Raw genomic sequence first — 15,472 nt, forward strand, 5'->3', positions numbered from 1 at the left:
CAGCCGTGGTTCAGCTCGAACCACACCACCTTGCCGGTGCTCAGCCGTGTCGCGCCCCACCGCCGGGCCAGCCTGTTGACCAGGTAGAGCCCCCGGCCGCCCTCGTCCGTGGCCCGCGCCTGGCGCAGCCGCGGCAGCTGCGGCACGTCGTCGCCGACCTCGCAGCGCAGGACGTCCGTGCGCAGCAGCCGCAGGGTCACCGGACGGGACGCGTACCGCACGGCGTTCGTGACGACCTCGCTGACCAGGAGCTCCACGGAGTCGTTCAGCTCCTGGAGGCCCCAGCGCTCCAGGGCGCTGCGAGCCAGGCGGCGGGCGCGCGACGGCGTGGCGTCCTCCGGCTCCAGGTACCAGTACGCGACGTCGCTCGGCGCGATCCCGTCGAAGCGGGCGGCGAGCAGCGCGATGTCGTCGTCCCGGTCGCCGGGGCCGAGCATGTCGAGCACGTCGTCGCAGAGGGCCTCGAGGGGCGGCGGATGGTCCGGGCCCGTCAACTGGGCGGTGGCGGCGAGCCGTTCGCGCAGCTGCTCTATGCCCGTCCAGACGTCGCGCAGGCGGGACTCGACCAGGCCGTCCGTGTAGAGCAGCAGCGTGGCGCCCGCGGGCGCGTCGAGCTCCACGGCCTCGAAGTCGACGCCGCCCACGCCGATGGGGGCGCCCGGCGGGACCCGCAGGACCTCGGCGCGGCCTCCCAGGTGCAGCAGGACGGGCGGCGGATGGCCGGCGTTGGCGATGGTGATGCGGTGCGCGACCGGGTCGTAGACCGCGTAGAGGCAGGTCGCCATCCGGTCCGAGCCGAGGCGCTGGGCCTGCTCGTCCAGGTGGTGCAGGACCTCCTGGGGCGGCAGGTCGAGCCCGGCCAGGGTCTGCGCCGTCGTGCGCAGCTGGCCCATGATGGCCGCCGAGGTCATGGAGTGCCCCATGACGTCGCCCACGACGAGCGCGACCCTGCTGCCGGGCAGCGGGATCGCGTCGTACCAGTCGCCGCCGACCCTGGCCGTCTCGGCGGCCGGGAGATAGCGCGATGCCAGGCGCACGCCGGTCGGGCGCGGCAGGGTCTCGGGCAGCATCGTGCGCTGGAGCTCGTCGGCGATGTACGCCTCGCGGCCGTAGAGCACGGCCTTGTCGATGCCGAGTGCGCTGTGCGTGGCCAGCTGGGCGGCGACCAGGAGGTCGTCGTTCTCGAACGCGGGCCGGTCGGGGCGGCGCAGGAACACCGCGGCGCCGATCACCCGGCGTCTGCCGCGCAGCGGGGCGAGGATCGTCCGCCGGCCGAGCGGCACGGTGCGGCCCTCGCCGAGCAGTTCGGGCAGTGCGGCGCGGGCGGCCGGGGTGTCGGCGAAGACCGGGCGTACGCCGCGCAGGACCTCGGCGAGGGCGCCGCCGGGGCGGACCTCGCACAGCTCGGCGGTCGTCACGAGTTCGTTCTGCACCTGGAGCGCGGGCGGGTTGCCGCTCTCGGTGTCGACGTCCTCGGCGCCTTCCTCGATCGAACGCAGCCGGTCGGTGCGGCGAAGCCGCAGGATGAGGGCGCCGCTCGGCCGCTCCTCGCCGACCGGCAGCGGGTCGCGCAGATAGACCAGTATCGCGTCGGAGAACGTCGGCACCGTGGCCCGGCACAGGCCCATCACGATCTCGTCCAGGTCGATGCCGCGGGCGATGCGCCGGGTCGCGGCGCCCACGAAGCGCAGCCGGTCACCGTCGCGTCGCATCGCCGCGGGGCCGGAGCCGGGCGGCCGTGGCTGTCCCGTACGCCGCTCCTCACCGCCGGGGGCGCCCGAGGGGGCGCCGTCGTGGCTGTCCCGGTCGCCGCCGCGTCCGGCCGCCGGGTCGGGGCCGGGGCGTTCGGGCCCGCCTTCGGGGGCGGGGCGCGGCCGGTGCGGGTCGGGCTGCGCTCCCGCGTGCCCGGACGGCTGGGAGTGCTCGTCGCAGGGCCCGGCGGCGGCATCGCCCGTACGGGCCTGCGCCTGTGCGGGGAGAGCGGGCGCGCCCTGGGTGTCCCGCGCCTTGCGGGCACGCGCATGCGCCCCGCGGGGATCCGCGGGGGCGGCGGGCCGGGCAGCTCGGGGCTGTCGGCCCTCGTCGGGGATGGAGTGCTCCGTCACGCGTTTCGAATCCGTCCGTCCGGGGCTGCGCCTTGGTGTCCGGTGGCTACTTTGGTCAGCCGCGTCGGCAGTGCAGGAAGAGCTGGTGTTCGGGTGGTACGTCGGTACTCGCCGGGGCGTAGGAGTACGTGTCTTCGTCGATGATGTCGAAGCCCGCGTCACGTACTACCTGCCGCAGTTCGTCCCGCAGGTAACCGGATACCCGGATTGTGTGCCCCAGGAACGGAATTCCCGCGTCATCCAGGTCGGCCTCGACCATGGAGAGCGCGAGCAGACCACCGGGGCGCAGCAGTCCGTGCAGCAGCCGCAGAGCGTACGGGATTTCGGCGCGCGGCAGCATCAGGAGCGCGAAGAAAGCCGCGATCCCGTCGAATGTGCCGACGGCGTCGGGGCCTTCGGCTCGCAGCGCCGCCAGGTCGAGCTGCCGGAATTCGGCGTTGTCCGCGGGAACGTTCTTCCTGGCGATGTCGAGCATGCCGGACGAGAGATCGATGCCGAGCACCCGGTGCCCGGCGTCCGCGAGCTGCCGGGCGGTGGGAACTCCCGTGCCGCACCCCACGTCGAGGACCCTCGACCCGGCGGGCAGCGCGTCGGCGAGCCTGCGCCCGGCGGCCAGCTGGCCGTCCTTGTGGGGGAAGGCTTCGTCGTAGTGCGCTCCGATGGCGTCGAAGGCCTCGGCCTGCCCCGTCCGGTCGGGCCGCACGCCGCTTCGCGCGCCGTACCCGTCGAGCTCGCTCGCCTCGCTCACGTTCTGCCGCCCCTCGATGACATGCTGTCAGGCATCGCGCAAGCTCAGGGAGTTGCTGCTGAGTTGCTGCTGTGCGCCCTTGCGGAGGACGATCCTACGTTTGAACCATGGGGGCGCATCAAGGGTCTCATGACGTCACATGCGTGGGCGTGCGGTCCCAGTCATCCGGAAGGGGCGGAATCGCCCAGTCCGGATCGGGGCGCCAGTGCTGCCAGTTGTCCGAAAACGGACGTCCCCAGGAACGGATCACGTCGATGGCGGCGTCCCCCGCGGCCCTGACTTCCCGCGCCTTTCCGGCCTCCATCAGGCCGGCGCGCTGGGCCTGGGCGAACTCGTCCTCGTCGTGCCACTGCCAGGTACGGTCGGGCCGCACGGAGATGTCCAGAAAGTGATCCTCGGAATCGATGCCTCCGGCCCAACGCGCGCGTGGCTCCTCGAGATTCACGTACCAGTTCTTGAACTGCCATCCCGGGTCCCAGAACAACCACACCGACCACGGCTCGGCGGGTCGTGCGAGCTTCAGGACGCCGGTGCCGAACCAGCGGTCCCTGCGCAGGGCGCGGGGCTTGGTGTAGCGGGTGGCGAGGGGCTCGCGGTGCACGGCGGTCCCGTCGGCGAGGACGGGCTTCACGCATTCGGTGCCGGGCGCCATCCACACGGCGAGCAGCTCCGCGGTGTCCTGTACGACCGTGACGGGCCGGCAGATGTGGATCCCGTCCCCGGCGTTGTCCTTGTACCGCCACAGCACATGGGAGCCGGGAACCCAGCGTGCTGCTTCGCTGCTCGTCGTTGGCGGCGTGGTGAGGTCTGTCATGCAGAGATATTAGTCGCCGCCCCGACAGGTCCCCCGGAAGTCGTCCGGGAGGACCTGCCGGGGCGTAGCGGAACTACGCCCTAAGGCCGCGTCATCCGCAGTACGTCCAGCGCCTCGTCCAGCTGCGTCAGCGTGAGCTCGCCCCGCTCGACGTAGCCGCCTTCGAGCACGACGTCGCGGATGGTCTTCCGCTCGGCGAGGGACTTCTTGGCGACCTTCGCCGCCTCCTCGTACCCGATGTACTTGTTCAGCGGGGTGACGACGGAGGGCGACGACTCGGCGTACTCCCTGGCGCGCCCGGCGTTCGCGGTGATGCCGTCGATCGTCCGGTCGGCGAGCAGCCGCGACACGTTGGCCAGGAGCCGGACCGACTCCAGGACGTTCTTGCCGATGACCGGGAGCATCACGTTCAGCTCGAAGTTGCCCGCCGCACCGGCCGCGGCGACCGTCGCGTCGTTGCCGGTGACCTGCGCGGCGACCATCAGTACCGCCTCCGGGATCACCGGGTTCACCTTGCCCGGCATGATCGATGAACCGGGCTGGAGGTCGGGCAGGTTGATCTCGGCGAGCCCGGTCCGCGGTCCCGACGCCATCCAGCGCAGATCGTTGGCGATCTTCGTGAGACCGACGCCGATCGTGCGCAGCTGGCCGCTGGTCTCCACGATGCCGTCCCGCGCGCCCTGTGCCTCGAAGTGATCGCGCGCCTCGGTCAGCGGCAGCCCCGTGACCCGCGCCACCTCGTCGATCACGGCCGCCGAGAAGCCGGGCGGGGTGTTGATGCCGGTGCCCACCGCCGTGCCGCCGAGCGGCAGTTCGGCCAGGCGCGGCAGCGAGGCCCGCAGGCGTTCGACGCCGTAGCGCACCTGGGCCGCGTAGCCGCCGAACTCCTGGCCCAGGGTCACGGGCGTCGCATCCATCAGGTGCGTGCGCCCGGACTTCACCACGTCGGCGAACTCCTCGGACTTGCGCGTCAGCGCGGCCGCCAGGTGTTCGAGCGCGGGGATCAGGTCCTGTGTCACGGCGCCGGTGGCCGCGATGTGGATCGAGGAGGGGAAGACGTCGTTCGACGACTGGGACGCGTTCACGTGGTCGTTCGGGTGGACGTCCCGGCCGAGCTTCTCCGTGGCCAGCGTCGCGAGGACTTCGTTCGTGTTCATGTTGGACGAGGTGCCGGACCCCGTCTGGAAGACGTCCACCGGGAAGTGCTCGTCCCAGCGGCCGTCGGCCACCTCGCCGGCCGCGTCCGCGATCGCCGCCGCCACGTCCTTGTCGAGCACTCCGAGGTCCGCGTTGACCTTCGCGGCGGCCGCCTTGATCCGGGCGAGCGCGGCGATGTGCGCACGTTCGATGCGCTGTCCGGAGACGGGGAAGTTCTCCACCGCCCGCTGCGTCTGCGCCCGCCATTTCGCGTGCGCGGGAACCCGCACCTCGCCCATGGAGTCGTGCTCGATCCGGTACTCACCGCTGTCGCTTGCGCTGGCGTCGCTGGTCATCCCTCGAACCTACTCCTTCGTCGGATCCCGTCGAAAAGTTGAGCACTTGTCTTGTTCTAGGTGTTCCCAATGCTCTTACTGACCAGTAAAAACCGTGGGTAACACCAAACCGGGGAGGCGCAATGAAGCGCATCAGACACGGCCGCCGGAGCAGGCTGCGATGTACGTTCGCGGCCGCCGTGGCGATGGCGGCGGTGCTCGGCACCGTCGCGGGAACGCCCGCGCAGGCGGCGGACGGCACGGACCGGGAGCACCGGGGGAGCACCGCACCCCTGTCCACGCCCCTGTCGCCCGAACTGGAGAAGATCCGGGCGGACGAGGCGACCAAGCTCTACGGAGACCCGGCCGAGCGCCCGCGGGCCGAACGGAAGACCGGGCTGATCTCGCTCGGGGACAGCGAGATCTCGGGGGAGGGCGTCGGCACGTACGAACCGGGCACCGACGGCCCCGACAACTGGTGCCACCGCTCCCCGGACGCCGCGATCCACCGCACCGGCATTCCCGCCGACGAGACGTACAACGTCGCCTGCTCGGGAGCGCAGACCGTCAACATCAGGATCGGCGGCCAGAAGCAGTACCCCGACGAGCTGGTGCAGAGCGACAACCTCGCCATCAAGGCGCGCAACACCAGGATCAAGGCGGTCATGCTGGTCATCGGGGCCAACGACGACCTCGAATTCGCGCCGGTGATGACCGACTGCGTGACGCGCTTCCTGCTCAGCCAGGGCGCCTGCGCGGGCAAGTACACGGCGGGCTGGCAGGCGCGGGTCGACGCGCTGGTGCCCAAGGTCGAGCAGTCGATCCGCGACCTGAAGACCGTCATGAAGGACGCCGGATACGCGGGCGACGACTACAAGCTGGTCGTCATGGGCTACCCGAGCCCGATCGGCCCCGACTTCCGGGACAACCCCAAGTTCCCCGGCAAGCTGGTCTGCGGCGGTCTCGGCTACGACTCCGACACGGAGTGGGGCCGCAACTACGCCGTCCCCGCCTTCGAGACGGGCATGCGCAAGGCGGTGAAGGCGGCGGGCGCGACCTACCTCGACAACTCCCGGCTCTTCCACGGCCATGAGGTCTGCATGGAGGACACCTGGGCGCGCGGCCTCTACGTGGAACTGTCCAACCCCTTCCCGCCGGACTCCAATTCGGTCCGCCAGTCCTTCCACCCCAACGCCCGCGGCCACGCGGCCTTCGCGTCCTGCCTGACGCAGATCTACGACTCCGGCTGGAGCGAGGGCGGTTGCGCGGACCCGGCGAGCACCGGCAGCCCCAAGCTCTACCGGGGCGGCTGGGACGACGCGTACAAGCCACTGAAGAACGCGGGCACGGGGACGTGCGTGGACGTCGACGCGTCGAAGAGCCGCAACGGCACCAAGGTGCAGGGCTGGGACTGCACCGGCAACCGCAACCAGAACTGGTGGTACGAGGAATCGCGGGGCTCGCTGCACACCGGACTGACCCAGGACCGCTGCCTTGACGTGCCCGACGGCGCCTACAAGGAAGGCACAGCGGTCACCCTGTGGAACTGCCACGGCGGCGGCAACCAGAAGTTCGTCCGCGACGCCGGGACGCTGCGGCCCGCAGCCGCGAGCGGGCTCTGCCTGACCCTGTCGGGTGCCAAGGAGCCGCTGCGGCTCCAGAAGTGCACCGGGGCGGCCGGCCAGCGGTTCGCCTGACGGACGCCTGACACATGCGTAAGGGCCCTCCACGCGCGCGTGGAGGGCCCTTACGTGGTGCTACGCCAGGCCGGGGCCGCGCACCGGGATGTGCGTGAACGTCGGCTCCGGGGCCGGGTTCTGGAAGAAGTCGTTGCCCTTGTCGTCGACGACGATGAAGGCCGGGAAGTCCTCGACCTCGATCTTCCAGACCGCCTCCATGCCGAGCTCCTCGTACTCGACGACCTCGACCTTCTTGATGCAGTCCTGGGCGAGGCGTGCGGCGGGGCCGCCGATCGAGCCCAGGTAGAAGCCGCCGTGCGCGTCGCAGGCGTCGGTGACCTGTTTGGAGCGGTTGCCCTTGGCGAGCATGACCTTGGAGCCGCCCGCGGCCTGGAACTGCTCCACGTAGGAGTCCATGCGCCCGGCGGTGGTCGGGCCGAAGGAGCCGGAGGCGTAGCCCTCGGGGGTCTTGGCGGGGCCCGCGTAGTAGACCGGGTGGTCCTTGAGGTACTGCGGCATCTCCTCGCCCGCGTCGAGCCGCTCCTTGATCTTGGCGTGCGCGATGTCGCGGGCCACGACCAGCGGACCGGTCAGCGAGAGGCGGGTCTTCACCGGGTGCTTGGTGAGCTCGGCGAGGATGTCGTCCATCGGCTGGTTGAGGTCGATCTTGACGACGTCCGCGGACTCGTCCAGGTGGGAGTCCTCGGTCTCCGGCAGGAAGCGCGCCGGGTCCGTCTCCAGCTGCTCCAGGAAGACGCCCTCGGCGGTGATCTTCGCGGTGGCCTGGCGGTCGGCCGAGCAGGAGACGGCGATGGCGACGGGCAGCGAGGCGCCGTGCCGCGGCAGGCGCACCACGCGGACGTCGTGGCAGAAGTACTTGCCGCCGAACTGCGCGCCGATGCCGATCTTCTGGGTGAGCTCGAAGACCTTCTCCTCCAGCTCCTTGTCCCGGAAGCCGTGCCCGGTCGGGGAGCCCTCGGAGGGCAGCTCGTCCAGGTAGTGCGCGGAGGCGTACTTGGCGGTCTTCAGGGCGAACTCGGCGCTGGTGCCGCCGACGACGATCGCCAGGTGGTACGGCGGGCAGGCGGCCGTACCCAGCGAGCGGATCTTCTCCTCCAGGAACTTCATCATGGAGGCCTCGTTCAGGACGGCCTTCGTCTCCTGGTAGAGGAACGACTTGTTGGCGGAGCCGCCGCCCTTGGCCATGAAGAGGAACTTGTAGGCGCCGCCGTCGGTCGCGTACAGCTCGATCTGGGCCGGCAGGTTGGAGCCGGTGTTCTTCTCCTCCCACATGTTCAGCGGGGCCATCTGGGAGTAGCGCAGGTTCAGCTTCGTGTACGCGTCGTAGATGCCCTTGGAGAGCGCCTTCTCGTCCTCGCCTTCGGTGAGGACGTGCTGTCCGCGCTTGCCCATGACGATCGCCGTGCCGGTGTCCTGGCACATGGGGAGCACGCCCGCCGCCGCGATGTTCGCGTTCTTCAGCAGGTCGAGCGCCACGAACTTGTCGTTGCCCGAGGCCTCCGGGTCGTCGACGATGCGCCGCAGCTGGGCCAGGTGCGCGGGCCGCAGGTAGTGCTGGATGTCGTGGATCGCCTCGGCGGCGAGCTTGCGCAGCGCCTCGGGATCGACCTTGAGGAACGTCCGCCCGTCGGCCTCGAAGGTGGAGACACCCTCGGCGGTCACCAGCCGGTAGGGCGTGGTGTCCTCTCCCAGGGGGAGCAGATCGGAGTACTCAAACTCTGGCATTACGGCCATTCCTCACTCGGCAGACAGCGGCGCGGCCTCCATTGGCGGCGCGCCAACCAGCGTAGAACGCGCACATCGGGCTCGGCCTGTGAGGTAAGGCTCAGTAGGGGGCCCCGGGGAAATCTCCGGGTGCTTCCGGGGTGCTCCGGGGGTAGTCGCGATCTATCGCGTTTGGGTACGCTGAGTGGTGTGGACCTAGACAAGCGCCCCCAGCAGACCCACCCGGAAACGCAGCCGGCAGGCCTGCGCGCGTCGGACGCCGACCGGGACCGCACGGCGGACATCCTCCGCGAGGCCCTCGCCGAGGGCCGTCTTACCGCGGAGGAGCACGCCGAGCGGATCGACGGGGTCTACCGCTCCAAGACCATGGGTGAGCTGGAGCCGCTGGTCAGCGACCTGCCCGCGGCGAGCGGTGCGGGGCGGTCGACGGCGCGGCCCGAGCCCGCCCCGATCCGGCCTTCGGACGGCGCGGTGCCCCCGGTCGCCGACGAGAACCTGGTCGCGGTCTTCAGCAGCTCCGTGCGCAAGGGCCGCTGGCGCGTCAGCCGCCGCACCCACGCGTACGCGATCTTCGGCAATGTGGAGATCGACCTCAGCGAGGCGATCTTCGAGCAGCGCCAGGTCGTCATCAAGGCGATCTCCGTCTTCGGCAACGTGGAGATCCGCGTCCCGGAGAACGTCTCGCTGCGCGGCAGCGGTACCGGCGTCCTCGGCAACTTCGAAGTGGACATGCTGGATTCAGCCGAACAGGACGCCCCCGTCGTCTATGTGGACGGCTACGCGGTCCTGGGCAACATCGAGGCGAAACCCAAGCGGGGCAAGCTCGTCAGGGACCTGCACAAGCAGCTGCGCAAGCATCTGGGGCACTGAACGAAGGGGCGCATCCGGCCACCGGAGCCGGGGCGCACCCCGTCGCGGACGGCGCGAACTTTCGTACATCGGAACTCAGTGCATAGGCGCATGCACAGCGGGTAGAGCTTGCTGCATCGTCTCTCGCTCGCGAAGCCGTCGTCAGGAGTAGACCCGTGCTGCAGCCGTCGCATCAGTCCCTGCAGGTCGCCGCTGTTCCGGCCCCGCGGGTGCCAGTGCGCGATAGGAACCAAGACGCTCCATGGCACACCGAGGCGGTGTGCCGACGAGACGAGGCCGGGCTGTTCTTCGCCCCGTCCAAGGAGCCAACCGCCGCACGCCTCTCTCGCGAGGAAGCCGCGAAGCGTGTCTGCGCCCGCTGTCCCGTGATGGTCGAGTGCCGGGAGCACGCACTGCTCCAGCCCGAGCCGTACGGAGTCTGGGGCGGCCTCACCGCCGCGGAGCGCCGGGTGGTGCTCGCCAGGCGGCGCCGGCGCGAGGTGGAGCTCAAGAAGGCCGCGCATACGTCCGCGGGGCCCATCGCCGCCGCGGGATAGACCTGCGCAAGCAACGGAGGGGGCGTCCCCCGCACGGGGCGCCCCCTCTGCCGTGCGCAACTCGCGCGCGATTCAGCCTACTTGGCGCGGTCGAAGTCGATGGCGCTGTAGGCGCGCAGCTTCGCGAGCCGGTGATCCGAGTCGATCTTGCGGATCGTGCCCGACTTGGAGCGCATGACCAGGGACGAGGTCGAGGCCGTCTCCGCGGCGTAGCGAACGCCCTGGAGCAGTTCGCCGTCCGTGATGCCGGTCGCGACGAAGAAGACGTTGTCGCCCTGGACCAGGTCGGTCGTCGAGAGCGTGCGGTCCAGGTCGTGGCCCGCGTCGAGCGCGCGCTGGCGCTCGGCGTCGTCCTTGGGCCACAGCTTGCCCTGGATCACACCGCCCAGGCACTTGATCGCGCAGGCCGAGATGATGCCCTCCGGGGTGCCGCCGATGCCCATGAGCATGTCGACGCCGGTGCCTTCGCGCACGGCCATGATCGAACCGGCGACGTCGCCGTCCGAGATGAACTTGATGCGCGCGCCGGTCTCGCGGATCTCCTTGACGATGCCCTCGTGGCGGGGGCGGTCCAGGATCATGACCGTGACGTCCTCGGGCGAACGGCCCTTGGCCTTGGCGACACGGCGGATGTTGACCGACGCCGGGGCGTTGATGTCCACGTAGTCGGCGGCCTCGGGGCCCGTGACCAGCTTGTCCATGTAGAAGACCGCGGACGGGTCGAACATGGCGCCGCGGTCGGCGGCGGCGAGTACGGCGATGGCGTTCGGCATCCCCTTCGCGCACAGGGTCGTGCCGTCGATCGGGTCGACGGCGATGTCGACCTCGGCGCCGGTGCTGTCACCGATGCGCTCGCCGTTGAAGAGCATCGGCGCCTCGTCCTTCTCGCCCTCGCCGATGACGACGATGCCGTTCATCGAGACGGTGGAGACGAGGGTCCGCATGGCCCTGACGGCAGCGCCGTCGGCACCGATCTTGTCGCCGCGGCCGACCCAGCGGCCCGCGGCCATGGCGGCGGCCTCGGTGACCCGGACGAGCTCCAGGGCGAGGTTGCGGTCGGGAGCCTCGGGAGAGACTTCGAGCTCGGAAGGGAGATGATGCTGATGCTCGGTCATCGGAGCGCACCTTTCTGCTGATACGACGACGGCCGGATGAGGGTGTGCCTTGACTCTATCGGCAGGCCGACAAAATGAGCAGAGGGCCCCACGCATGAGCGGATCGGGCGCTTGGGGGCCACCGGGGGCAGAGTCGTTCCGGCGGCCTGAGAACATGGGGACGTGGCAGGCAGACAAGGCAAACAGACCGTACGGAACATGCTGTGGTCGATGGCGGTGATCGTCCTCGTGGCCGGTGCGATGTACGTCTTCATCCCGCACGACGACTCCAAGAGCCCCGTCAAGCGCGTCGACTACCGCGTGGAGCTGCTGTCCGCGCGCCGGGCGGCGGCGTATCCGGTGGCCGCCCCCGAGGGCCTGGCCAAGGCGTGGAAGCCGACGTCGGTGCGGTTCGACGGCTCGAAGGGCGACAGCTGGCACCTGGGGTACCTCGACCCGTCCGGTGAGTACGTCACGGTCAAGCAGTCCACGGCGAAGCCGTCCGAGTTCATCGAAGAGGCCACGCAGCGGGCCGAGCGTACGAAGGCCACCGAGGAGATCGGCGGCAAGACGTGGCACCGCTACAAGGGGTCGACGTACGACGCCCTGGTGCGCGAGGACAAGGGCGCGACGACGGTGGTCGCGGGTACGGCGTCCTTCGGCAAGCTGACGGAGATGGCGCAGGCGCTGAAGACTTCCTGACGTCTGTATTCGTGTTCGTGCACATGAGTGAGGGCCCCGGCGCTGTCGCCGGGGCCCTCACTCGTACTGCTTGCCTGTTGCCTGCCTGGCTGGCTGCCTGCTTGCCTGGCTGGCTGGCTGGCTGGCTCAGTCTCAGACGGTCTCGATGACCTGGTCGAACTCAAGGCGCGGGGAGCGCGGGAACCAGGCGTTCTCGGCCGGCTTGCCGATGTTGACGACCATCAGCGGGGTGTGGTCGCCGTCCAGGAACTCCTTCTGGACGCCGGCGGCGTCGAAGCCGGTCATCGGGCCCGCGGCCAGGCCGGCGGCGCGCACGCCGATGATGAAGTAGGCGGCCTGGAGCGCGGCGTTGAGGTGCGCGGCGCCTTCGCGGGCCGGGCGCTCGGAGAAGAAGACGTCCTTGGCCTGCGGGAAGTGCGGGAACAGCGCCGGCAGCTCCTCGTGGAACTCGTTGTCCGCGGAGAGGATCGCGACGAGCGGGGCGCTCGCGGTCTTCGGCTGGTTGCCCTCGGCCATGTGCTGGACGAGGCGCTCGCGGGCCTCGGGGGAGCGGACCAGGGTGACGCGCAGCGACGACAGGTTGAAGGCGGTCGGGCCGTACTTGACCAGGTCGTAGATCGCCTGCACCTGCTCGTCGGTGACCGGCTCATCGGTGAAGGAGTTCGCGGTGCGGGCCTCGCGGAAGAGCAGGTCCTGTGCGGCGGGGTCAAGGACGAGAGACATGGATCAACCTTCTCGGTGCGTGCGTGGAGCGTGGATCAGCTTGCGGTACCGACCGTACGACGCTGCGGTTTAAGTTTCAACCAAATCCGGGGTTAGGTGATCCGCTTCACAACGCACCAGGTCGCGGGAGGTGTCCCAGCGGGCGGGGTCTCCCCGGCGGGCAGGGCCCCGGCGGGCAGGCTCCCCCGGCCGCCTCCTCAGTCGTCGTCCGCCGTCTCGTCCTCGTCGCTGTCCCCGTCGGGCCCCGCGAGGGCCGCGTCCAGGCGGGCGCGGGCGCCGTCCAGCCAGCGGCGGCACACCTTGGCCAGCTCCTCGCCGCGCTCCCACAGGGCGAGCGACTCCTCGAGCGTGGTGCCGCCCGTCTCCAGGCGGCGTACGACCTCGATGAGCTCGTCCCGCGCCTGCTCGTAGCCGAGTGCGTCCGCCGGGCTCGTGGCCTCGGCCGTCTTGCTGGTCATGTGCCCCACCCTAAATGTCGGTTCGTACGGCTTGTGTGGCTTGTGCGGCGTGCGCTGCGCCGCGCGGCTGCTCTGGATCTATCGCGCGGCTTCTGCAGATCCACGGATCTTCAGATCTACGGATCTACGGATCTACGGTCCGTACGGTGAACTCGCCCTCGGCGACCCGGGCGCGCAGCTCCTCGTCGGCGGTCACCTCGTCCGCGGCCCGCACCACCGAGCCATCGGTCTTCTGGAGCACCGCGTAACCCCGCTGGAGCGTCGCGGCGGGGGAGAGGCCCACCACGCGCGCGTGGGTGTGCGTCAGCTCCGACTCGGCGCGGTCAAGGAGATGCCCGAGCGTGCGGCGGCTGCGGTCGACGAGCGCCGAGACCTGCTCCTCGCGCTCTTCGATCATGCGGTGCGGATTCTCCATGGAGGGGCGGGCGAGGGCGTGCGCGAGGCCGCGGTCCTCGCGGTCCAGGAAGGCGTCCATGCAGCGCCGGGCCCGGTCCCGCAGCCACCGCACCCGTTCGTACTCCTCGCCGACGTCCGGCACGACCTTCTTGGCGGCGTCGGTCGGGGTGGAGGCGCGCAGGTCGGCCACGTAGTCGAGGAGGGGGTTGTCCGGCTCGTGGCCGATCGCGGAGACGACGGGCGTACGGCAGGAGGCGACGGCCCGTACGAGCTGCTCGTCCGAGAAGGGCAGCAGGTCCTCCACGCTGCCGCCGCCGCGGGCCACGATGATCACGTCCACGGCGTCGAGCCCGTCGAGCTCCTTCACGGCCTGCACGACCTGCGGCACGGCGTGCACGCCCTGGACGGGGACGTTGCGCACCTCGAAGCGGACGGCGGGCCAGCGGTGCCGCGCGTTCTCCAGGACGTCACGCTCGGCGGCGGACGCGCGGCCGGTGACGAGCCCGATGAGCTGCGGCAGGAAGGGCAGCGTCTTCTTCCGCTCGGGCGCGAAAAGCCCCTCCCCGGCCAGGCTCTTCTTCAACTGCTCGATGCGCGCGAGCAGTTCTCCCACGCCGACGGGCTTTATCTCGACGGCCCGCAGGGACAGCTGCCCCCGCGGTGCGTACCACTCGGGCTTGGCGTGCACGACGACCCGGGCGCCCTCGGAGACGACGTCCGCGACGGCGTCGAACACCTGGCGGTAACAGGTGACGCTGACGGAGATGTCGTGCGAGGGGTCGCGCAACGTCATGAACACCACGCCGGCGCCGGGCCTGCGCGACAGCTGCGTGATCTGCCCCTCGACCCACACGGCACCGAGCCGGTCGATCCACCCGCCGATGAGCCGCGACACCTCACCGACGGGCAGCGGAGCATCCGCGGACGTGTTCAAAGCCATGCACCGAGCGTATAGGCCGCCTCTGACACCCCATCGCCCCTACGTGGAGGACCGGACCCGGAGATTCGGGTGGGCGGGCGGGAGACATCCGCCGCGAAGCGGCGGCTCAGGACTCCCCACGACGAGCCCGCTGGGCAACCAGCACAGCAAGCCCCACGACGAACCACACCAACCCCACCACCTGCGCGGACCCCGCAGCCTCGACAATCACCGCGATGGTGACCGCCGCCCCGAGCACGGGAACGAGCAAATGCCGCCACCAGCTGACGGGCCCCCCGCGCCGCTGCACGGCGAACCACCCCACCACGCTCGCGTGCAGCAAAACGAACGCCGTCAAGGCACCCACATTCACCACCGAGACCAGGTGATCCATCCCGTCGTCCCGCCGAGCCGCCCACACCGCGGCGACCATCGTCACGACGGCCGCACAGAGCAGGGCCAGCCGGGGCGTACCCGAATCCGTACGGGACAGAGCCCCCGGCAGCCGCCGGTCCCGCGCCATGGCGAACAGCAGCCGCCCCGCCGCGGCCTGCCCGGCCAGCGCCGCGAACGCCGCGCCGATCGCCTTGCTGACGGCCACCAGGTCATGGAGCCAGTCCCCGACCGCCGAGTCGACCGCATCGTAGAAAGCGGACCCCTGCTTGGCGGGCTCGGCGGCGAGCTGCGCCGACGACATCGGTTCCAGGAGCGCGACCAGATACGTCTGGGCGATGAACAGCACACCGGCGAGCGCCAGACAGCACAGCACCGCCCGCGCCACCTTCGCCGATCCCCCCGTCACCTCCTCCGCGAACGAGGCGATCGCGTCGAAGCCCAGATAGGAGAGCACCGCCACCGACACGGCCCCCACCACGGCCCCCAGTGCGAACGCCCCCTGCGTGCCGTCCCCGCTCAGCGGCGAGAGCCAGTCCCGCTGCGCCCCGTCCGTCGCGAGGACGACGATCGCCGACACCACGAAGACGAGGAGGACCACGATCTCCATGGCGAGCACCAGGAACCCGACCCGCGCGGCGGCCCGTACCCCCCACAGATTGAGCGCGGTCGTCACCAGGACGGCGATCGCCGTCCACACCCACCGGGACACCGAAGGCACCAGGGCCTCCATCGCGATACCGGAGAAGAGATAGGCGACGGCCGGGATGAGGAGGTAGTCGAGCATCGCCATCCACCCGGCGATGAAGCCGGGGCC

14 protein-coding genes are annotated in these 15,472 nt (G+C 70.5%); 4 read left to right on the top strand and 10 right to left on the bottom strand.

The genetic code is table 11. From position 1 onward, the window contains the following. The 4 genes from ACQKIP_RS21635 to ACQKIP_RS21650 all read right to left on the bottom strand — a co-directional run. The coding region (locus ACQKIP_RS21635; protein WP_365861724.1) for a SpoIIE family protein phosphatase at positions 1-2,105 on the bottom strand (2,105 nt) is incomplete at its 3' end. Positions 2,106-2,160: 55 nt separating this feature from the next. Beyond that, positions 2,161-2,853, bottom strand: coding sequence for a class I SAM-dependent methyltransferase (locus ACQKIP_RS21640; protein WP_365861725.1), 693 nt, complete (start codon positions 2,851-2,853; stop codon positions 2,161-2,163). A gap of 127 nt (positions 2,854-2,980) precedes the next feature. Further along, entirely contained in the window at positions 2,981-3,667 is a 687-nt protein-coding gene (gene fomD, locus ACQKIP_RS21645) for a cytidylyl-2-hydroxypropylphosphonate hydrolase (protein WP_365861727.1), read from the bottom strand. Between the two features lie 80 nt (positions 3,668-3,747). Continuing rightward, entirely contained in the window at positions 3,748-5,160 is a 1,413-nt protein-coding gene (locus ACQKIP_RS21650) for a class II fumarate hydratase (RefSeq protein ID WP_365861728.1), read from the bottom strand. Positions 5,161-5,282: 122 nt separating this feature from the next. Here ACQKIP_RS21650 and ACQKIP_RS21655 point away from each other — a divergent pair, with 122 nt between their 5' ends. After that, complete coding sequence (locus ACQKIP_RS21655; RefSeq protein ID WP_365861730.1) at positions 5,283-6,836, top strand: ricin-type beta-trefoil lectin domain protein; 1,554 nt, start codon at positions 5,283-5,285, stop codon at positions 6,834-6,836. A 60-nt stretch (positions 6,837-6,896) separates the two neighbouring features. Here the strand turns inward: ACQKIP_RS21655 and ACQKIP_RS21660 are convergent, their stop codons facing one another. After that, positions 6,897-8,564 (bottom strand): fumarate hydratase, encoded by a 1,668-nt coding sequence (locus ACQKIP_RS21660; RefSeq protein WP_365861731.1) that lies wholly within the window; start codon positions 8,562-8,564, stop codon positions 6,897-6,899. A 189-nt stretch (positions 8,565-8,753) separates the two neighbouring features. Between ACQKIP_RS21660 and ACQKIP_RS21665 the strand changes: the two genes are divergently transcribed. Together ACQKIP_RS21665 and ACQKIP_RS21670 are read left to right on the top strand one after the other, a co-directional pair. Further along, a complete protein-coding gene (locus tag ACQKIP_RS21665; protein WP_365861732.1) occupies positions 8,754-9,434 on the top strand; it encodes a DUF1707 SHOCT-like domain-containing protein in 681 nt (226 codons plus the stop codon). A gap of 155 nt (positions 9,435-9,589) precedes the next feature. Continuing rightward, positions 9,590-9,970 (top strand): WhiB family transcriptional regulator, encoded by a 381-nt coding sequence (locus tag ACQKIP_RS21670; protein WP_365861734.1) that lies wholly within the window; start codon positions 9,590-9,592, stop codon positions 9,968-9,970. 77 nt (positions 9,971-10,047) lie between these two features. Here the strand turns inward: ACQKIP_RS21670 and glpX are convergent, their stop codons facing one another. After that, the gene (glpX, locus tag ACQKIP_RS21675) at positions 10,048-11,085 is read right to left on the bottom strand and encodes a class II fructose-bisphosphatase (RefSeq protein ID WP_365861736.1); all 1,038 of its coding nucleotides are present in this window, start codon (positions 11,083-11,085) and stop codon (positions 10,048-10,050) included. 162 nt (positions 11,086-11,247) lie between these two features. Here glpX and ACQKIP_RS21680 point away from each other — a divergent pair, with 162 nt between their 5' ends. After that, complete coding sequence (locus ACQKIP_RS21680) at positions 11,248-11,766, top strand: DUF4245 domain-containing protein (protein ID WP_365861739.1); 519 nt, start codon at positions 11,248-11,250, stop codon at positions 11,764-11,766. Between the two features lie 132 nt (positions 11,767-11,898). Here ACQKIP_RS21680 and ACQKIP_RS21685 read toward each other — a convergent pair whose 3' ends face one another. The 4 genes from ACQKIP_RS21685 to ACQKIP_RS21700 form a co-directional block, all read right to left on the bottom strand. Continuing rightward, positions 11,899-12,489, bottom strand: a complete 591-nt coding sequence (locus ACQKIP_RS21685) for a malonic semialdehyde reductase (RefSeq protein WP_361181876.1) — start codon at positions 12,487-12,489, stop codon at positions 11,899-11,901. A 197-nt stretch (positions 12,490-12,686) separates the two neighbouring features. Further along, positions 12,687-12,947, bottom strand: coding sequence for an exodeoxyribonuclease VII small subunit (locus ACQKIP_RS21690; protein ID WP_365861740.1), 261 nt, complete (start codon positions 12,945-12,947; stop codon positions 12,687-12,689). A gap of 124 nt (positions 12,948-13,071) precedes the next feature. Beyond that, positions 13,072-14,283, bottom strand: a complete 1,212-nt coding sequence (gene xseA / locus ACQKIP_RS21695; RefSeq protein WP_365861741.1) for an exodeoxyribonuclease VII large subunit — start codon at positions 14,281-14,283, stop codon at positions 13,072-13,074. 106 nt (positions 14,284-14,389) lie between these two features. After that, on the bottom strand, positions 14,390-15,472 hold a 1,083-nt coding region (locus ACQKIP_RS21700; protein WP_427743814.1), incomplete at its 5' end, for an APC family permease.

The organism is Streptomyces sp. NPDC059900, assembly GCF_050270335.1.
GTDB lineage: Bacteria > Actinomycetota > Actinomycetes > Streptomycetales > Streptomycetaceae > Streptomyces.

Bases quoted from the DNA above. Each gene is read 5' to 3' on its own strand.
- fomD (WP_365861727.1), bottom strand. From the start codon at position 3,667: ATGACAGACCTCACCACGCCGCCAACGACGAGCAGCGAAGCAGCACGC.
- ACQKIP_RS21650 (WP_365861728.1), bottom strand. From the start codon at position 5,160: ATGACCAGCGACGCCAGCGCAAGCGACAGCGGTGAGTACCGGATCGAG.
- ACQKIP_RS21655 (WP_365861730.1), top strand. From the start codon at position 5,283: ATGAAGCGCATCAGACACGGCCGCCGGAGCAGGCTGCGATGTACGTTC.
- ACQKIP_RS21660 (WP_365861731.1), bottom strand. From the start codon at position 8,564: ATGCCAGAGTTTGAGTACTCCGATCTGCTCCCCCTGGGAGAGGACACC.
- glpX (WP_365861736.1), bottom strand. From the start codon at position 11,085: ATGACCGAGCATCAGCATCATCTCCCTTCCGAGCTCGAAGTCTCTCCC.
- ACQKIP_RS21685 (WP_361181876.1), bottom strand. From the start codon at position 12,489: ATGTCTCTCGTCCTTGACCCCGCCGCACAGGACCTGCTCTTCCGCGAG.
- ACQKIP_RS21690 (WP_365861740.1), bottom strand. From the start codon at position 12,947: ATGACCAGCAAGACGGCCGAGGCCACGAGCCCGGCGGACGCACTCGGC.
- xseA (WP_365861741.1), bottom strand. From the start codon at position 14,283: ATGGCTTTGAACACGTCCGCGGATGCTCCGCTGCCCGTCGGTGAGGTG.